The following is a 6,089-nucleotide window of genomic DNA, read 5'->3' on the forward strand; positions in this document are numbered from 1 at the left end:
ATGGGCCCGCGTGAGTGGGTCATGGCCAAGGCGCAGTTCGCCGTCATCTTCGGCGAGCGCTTCACCCGGGCCATGGCGGCCTGATGTTCAACCCGCCGCTCACACACGGAATTTCCGATAGTCCCGTATCGAGGCGCCTGACGAAGGACCTGGGTGTGCCGCAACGCCCACCTCGTCTGAACCGCATCCGCTATCGTCTGCGTCAAACTCAACATCACAACCACGAGCGGCGTTTCAGGCGACGATTGTTGAGTTCGGCCTCCATCGCTGGGAGGAAAAAACCCACGCCACTGCAATTCCGACGGGATCCTGGATAAAATAAAGGCCGGACGCTTGTCGGCAGTGATCAGTGGTTCTCTGCCTCCAGACCTCCCTCAGGCTCCGTCATCTGTCGCTCTGGGTCCTGGTTGACGTCGTCAATCAGTTTGTCGTTAGGCCGAGGTCGCCGCCTCGGAACGCCTAACTGTTTCTTATCCCTATTGACCCAGACTCGGTCGAGCACGATCGCGGTTCGAGTTCTGCAGCATGACGTATCCTGTTCCCGCTAATGAACTTGAACGCCTCGCCGTTTTGGAAAATCTCGACCTACTCGATACGCCGCAAGATCCCGCTCTTGACGATCTTTGCCGAGAAGCCGCCCTGACCTTCGACGCGCCGGTCGCGCTTATCACGCTGCTCGACGCGCGGCGGCAGTGGTTCAAGTCTCGCGTCGGCTTGGACATTTGTGAGACGACGCGAGACGCATCATTCTGCAATTATGTAGTCGCACAGGACGTAGTCTTGATCGTTCCCGATGCGCGGCAAGATTCGCGGTTTGCCTCGAATCCGCTCGTGGTCGGACCACCGCACGTGCGGTTCTACGCGGGGGCTCCGCTCTACTACGGAGATGGCATCCGTCTCGGTGCGCTGTGCATCATCGATCAGCGCCCGCGCGCTGCGGATGAGATCGACGTCCCCACGTTGCGACATTTAGCTGACCGGGTCGCGGGCGAGATTTGGGTCCGGCAAGCCGCGCGTTCTGCCGAACATCAGCGTGTCTGAGTTCGCCCCGCTGCCACAGGAGGCTTGAGCGATGCTACGCTCGGACGCACATGTTATCATCGTCGATGGTCAGGTAGCGGTCGCGCGCCTCGTGGCCAAAATTTTCGGCTCAGCCGGTCTGACGAATTCGGATGTCGCCTTCGACACCCTCACCGCACGCGGGCAGATCGAGGCGACCGCACCCGACATCGCGGTGATCGACGCGCGGGTCGGTCCGATGCGCGTCACCGCATTTATCATGCTGGTACGGAGGCTGACGGACAATCGGGCGCTGACGTTCGTGATGACCACCTCGCGAACTGGCGAGATGGTGGAAGCGGCGGGCGAGGCCGGCGTCGATGGCGTGCTTTTGAAGCCGTTTACGCCAGCCGATCTGAGCGCGCAGATCGCTGCCGCGGTGGAGAGGAAGCACGCGTTTCCTCACGGCAAGTGGGATCACTCACGGCCGACCGTCGTGGTGATGGATTAGCCGAGTCGGCCTTCATGGCGAAATCGAATTGCCCGCGCCAACGTCCACTTCGGTTCATGACCGCGCCTTCGAGCGGGCTACCAGAGGCGAGCGGGCCAAGCTTAGTCGCTGGCACGGGCTTCTGAACCACGACCGACACGCTGCCGTACTGCCTCTATCTTCGTACCGCCAATGACCCGGGTATGGCCGGCCAACGCGTCGGGTCGCTCCGTGCTGCGCATCGCCTCGAGAGCCGTCCCGGCATTTTACTGGCCAACCCCTCCTTAAAGGGGCGGCTTCCCCGACATCAGGGCGCAGTAGGCCCTGGTGAGGCCGAGGGCGAAGGCCTAGCTTTTGACCGCGACGGCCGCAGAGGTACTGATCGATCGGGTCCGTCAGAGTACGGCTTCGCAGGGATTGTCCCGGACCAGGATGCCTGGGAAACGGTGACGACGAGAATGTCGCTCTGCGTTTCACATCCATGGGCGAGCTCCTGACCATCCCGGAGATCCATCACGCCATCGAGATCGGGGCGGACCTGATCGCGCTAGGGCCGACATGCTTTTGCCGCGAGCTGATGGGACTGCCCATGCGCACAGCCGCACTGAGGCCGCCGGTATCCGGCCGAGTCTCGAAACCTTGCGGATCGCCAGCGCCAGGGACTGGTCCATGAATATGGAAGCTCGGAAGGCCGGCGGACAGCCCATCGCCGCCCCTCAGAATCAAAAAGCGATCGCCACGGTCCTGCAGCGGTTACCAAACGTTCCCAGCTTCCGGGACCGCAAGAAGGGTGTGACGTCCTACCAGAGCCACGTCAAAAGCGATCCCTGGATCCTGATCCTGTTCGTGGTCTGCTTCGTGCTGCCGACGCTGGGTGGGGCGCTGTACTATGGCCTGATCGCCTCGGATCGGTACGTGACCGAGGTGAAGTTCGCCATCCGTCCCTCGGTCGGCACGGCCGATAAGGCGGCGCCCGATGCGGTTGGCACCAGTGTCGGCGTGGTGAGTTCGACGATCGCGCAAGACACGCTGATCACCCAGGAATACATCCTGAGCCGGCCGATGCTTGAGCAGATCGAGGCCCAGCTGCCGATCCGCGAATGGTTCGGCCGCGACAGCGTCGATTTCGCGTCCCGGCTCAACCCTGAGAAGCCGATTGAGAAAGCTCTTCGCTACTGGAAGCGGCGGGTGTCCATCGATGTCGAGTCCGCCTCGGGCATCATGGGACTGACGGTAGAGGCGTTTGATCCAGACGAGTCCCTGGCGATCACACAAGCGATCCTGAAGGATGCCGAGCAGATGCTGGGCAACCTCAGTTTGAGGGCACGTGAGGATGCCTTGGTTGAGAGCACGCGTGAACTGAAGATCGCTGAGGATCGCGTCGCTAAGCTTGACCTCGCTCAAACGGATCTGCGCAATCGCGAAGGCCTGCTCGATGCTCAAAAATCCAACGAGGCCAATCTCAAGCTCGTCTCAGAGCTGCGAGGCTCCCGCATCAACTTGGCCGTTCAGCTCTCGATCGGCCAGCGAGATCTCGGCCCAGAGTCTCGTCGGATCATCGATATCAAGCAGCAGATCAGAGATCTCGATGACAACATCGCTCGAATCGAACGGCAGGCTACAGGCCAGGATCCAAACCAGAAACGTCAGCTCGCAAGCGCACTGACGCGGTTCGAGGCCCTCGATCATGAGCGGAAAAGCGCAGTCAAATACGCCGAAGAGGTTCGGAAGGCGTTTGACCGAGCACGCATCTTGGTCGCTCGGCAGCCGCAGTTTTTCAACATGATCACTGCACCGATAAAGGCAGATTCCGCCACGGAGCCTCGGCGCCTTTTGATGATAAGCTTGGTCTCTGCCGGAGCTGCCGTTTTCTTTGCGGCAGCCATGTTCACTAGGAGGACCATGATGAGCTGAATGGTGTGCGATTTAAAATATTCACCGGATTTATTTAAAATAAATTATCTACGTTAGAGCGCATGAGGTGCGATTTCACTCGGTATAAAATACTTGACCGGAAATATATGATTATCTAATAAAATTAGCTTAATCATGATATGGGAGGCAATAAATATAATGTGATCCGGTGTGTAAATAACTGACGTTGTTTTATCTAGATGGGCCTGTTTGTTCGGACATGGAGGCTGCTGCCGCCGTTAGTCCCCACCGAACAAGAGCTTGCGCGTCCTGTGCCGACTTGGCTTCCGCGTAGCATCGCAGTTCAGGGGCATTGCCCGAGGCCCGAAAATGAATTGTCCGTCCGCCGTCGAGGCCGATCCTGATCCCGTCCTGCTGGTCGACCTCGTGGGGGGAACCGATTGGCCGGAGGAACTGGGCTCGGAAGCTTTCATCGCCGAGCTGGCCGAGAAATGCGCTGCTTTGCTCAGAGGGCGTGTTCGGAAGTCGGTCGCTCGCCATCTCGCCCACGTCTAACGATGCGACGAGATCCGCCAGCGAGGTGCCCGCCTGCTGCGCCGCGGTGAGTGTGGCCAGGATCGGGAGCATCGCGTCCCGTGTGGGCAGGGCGCCCAGGTTCTGGCCGCCGATGGTGATGTCCGACCCAAGCAAGAAGCCGCCGTTCGCCTCAAAGCCGGCAACGGCCCCTGCCCCGGCCGCCTTTGCCTGCTCCATGCCGGCGATGACGTAGGGCGAGCCCACCTTGGTGCGCACAACTTGACTGAAGCCGCCGGACCGCTCCAGCGCTGAGCCGGCTGTGACCGGTACTACGACCGCGTCGATGCCAAGGAAGCGCGCGGTGATCAGCCCCAGCACGTCTCCACGCACGATCCGTCCCGCCCCATCGGCCACCAGAGGCCGGTCCGCGTCGCCATCGGTGGTGACCAGCGCGTCGTAATCGCCCGACGCCATGACCTTGGCGATGAAGGCGATGTCCTCGGGCCGATGCGCCTCCGTATCGATCGGCACGAACGTGTCCGAACGGCCAATCGGCTCGAAGTTCGCCCCGAAGCTCGCGAGCAACTCGGTCATCAAGTCGCGCGCGACCGAGCTCTGCTGATAGACCGCGATGCGCATGCCCTTCAGCGTCTCGGGCGAGAACGCATCGCTGTAGCGCCGGTGGTAGCGCTCGACCGCGTGGGGTTCTGGGGTTGCGGTGGCGGATGTCGGCACTTGGCCGATCAGCGTTATGTCGCCCAGGGCAGCCAGGATGGCGATCTCATCGTCCTTGGTGATCTCGCCGTCGGGACGATAGAATTTCAGACCGTTGCGGTCTTCCGGGATATGGCTGCCCGTGACCATGACGGCGTAGGCACCACGCCGCATTGCCTCGAGCGCGAGGGCCGGGGTCGGGAGGGCACCGCAATCGATCGCCTCGAACCCGGCCGCAGCCGCAGCGCTCGCGACCGTTTCGGCGATGCCCGGGCTGCTGTCGCGCAGATCCCGTCCGATCACGACTTGGCGGCGGCTGCCATCCACCGAGACAGAGCGGAAGAATGCACGCGCGTACGCGTAGCTCGGCCAACCCACGAGGTCCGTTACGAGACCCCGCAGGCCGCTGGTACCGAATTTGAGACTGCTCACGGCGTTTCCATCGGCCTGGCGCTGGGAGGCGTTCAGCCGACTAATGCCGTGAATCGCGCCGCTTCACAACGCCTGGTCACAAAGCTGAGGGGTTCGCCGCGGTCACTATTGTGCCCCATATGCGCTTCCCCGGCTTGCGCGGACGCACTCAGCGCAAGTAGCCAGCATGTGCCAGCGCGTACGCGACCATCTCATGAACGCTGGCCATGGGGTCATCGTTGACTGCCTCGGGCGGCTGTAGGGGCGGCATGGCGGCGGCAGCCGCCATGAAGAAGGCATTAGCCTCCATCGCGTCTGCATCCTCAGGCTTGTCGGTCTGTGGTTGCTTCGGCAAAGGCATGGTACGCGCGAGTATCCTCTTCAACATCTAAGTCTCCTTGCGTGAACTCCGCATAAATTACACCGGCTTTTTCGGCCGACAGAGATTTGAAAATGTTGTTGTCCTGCCTTCACGTGTTGCCATCTTTAGTTAAAAAACCCCCTGGCCATATCGGTCCCCTGTGACAGAGACAGTCTCGCAAATAAATTCCTCGTTGTCGTCGTGAGCTTAAGTGCGGCTCACGAGGGACGAATTCATTGTAAGATTCTCTGAGGCCGTTCGCTCTCTCGCCACTAGGAGGGGAAAGCTGCTGTCTGAACGCCGGACGCTACAAAATGGGCATGGAGCGCTTTGATGGTCTGGGCAGCTTGTAGGGCTCCGCTTCGCCCCCCCCCGGACGGCGTCAATCTCGCGATAGATATTGGGTTCGTTTTGCCAAAAACCACAGAAAAGACTGCCGGGGCGAGAGGCGTTGCCGCAAGGTTGTTTTGTTGCAGATCTAGCGTTTGCTTGGCTTTGGCGGGACGGACGACGGTCGTCCCTGTCGTGACATGCCTTGGCGACTATCCTTCGTGTTGTCTCAGGTCGGCATTATCGAAATGCCGATCAAGCCGGCCGATTATACCCGTGGGTTTAAGCAGTGAGGTTTGGATGTCAGGAATTAGTTCAACTGCCCGAGTAGATGGCAGGATTTGTAAGTAATTGTCAAAATATCAGAATTATTTATTGAGAATATTTATAAAC

Annotated in this window: 5 protein-coding genes; 3 read left to right on the forward strand and 2 right to left on the reverse strand. The window is 60.2% G+C overall.

The window, feature by feature from the left end; all coding sequences use genetic code 11:
• Nucleotides 1-525 precede the first annotated feature (525 nt).
• The 3 genes from FV242_RS32230 to FV242_RS32240 all read left to right on the forward strand — a co-directional run bounded on the left by FV242_RS32230 (nt 526) and on the right by FV242_RS32240 (nt 3,403).
• Nucleotides 526-1,041, forward strand: a complete 516-nt coding sequence (locus FV242_RS32230) for a GAF domain-containing protein (RefSeq protein WP_147941774.1) — start codon at nt 526-528, stop codon at nt 1,039-1,041.
• Between the two features lie 31 nt (nt 1,042-1,072).
• Nucleotides 1,073-1,510: a response regulator gene (locus tag FV242_RS32235; RefSeq protein ID WP_147941775.1), complete on the forward strand. Its 438-nt coding sequence runs from the start codon at nt 1,073-1,075 to the stop codon at nt 1,508-1,510.
• A 648-nt stretch (nt 1,511-2,158) separates the two neighbouring features.
• Nucleotides 2,159-3,403 (forward strand): capsule biosynthesis protein, encoded by a 1,245-nt coding sequence (locus FV242_RS32240; RefSeq protein WP_147941776.1) that lies wholly within the window; start codon nt 2,159-2,161, stop codon nt 3,401-3,403.
• A gap of 192 nt (nt 3,404-3,595) precedes the next feature.
• Here FV242_RS32240 and FV242_RS32245 read toward each other — a convergent pair whose 3' ends face one another.
• Entirely contained in the window at nt 3,596-5,026 is a 1,431-nt protein-coding gene (locus FV242_RS32245; RefSeq protein WP_147941777.1) for a phosphomannomutase, read from the reverse strand.
• 148 nt (nt 5,027-5,174) lie between these two features.
• Nucleotides 5,175-5,393 carry a hypothetical protein gene (locus tag FV242_RS32250; RefSeq protein ID WP_147941778.1) on the reverse strand — a complete coding sequence of 73 codons (219 nt, stop codon included), beginning with the start codon at nt 5,391-5,393 and terminating at the stop codon, nt 5,175-5,177.
• Nucleotides 5,394-6,089: the final 696 nt, after the last annotated feature.

The sequence above is a fragment of the Methylobacterium sp. WL64 genome (assembly GCF_008039945.1).
Lineage (GTDB): Bacteria > Pseudomonadota > Alphaproteobacteria > Rhizobiales > Beijerinckiaceae > Methylobacterium.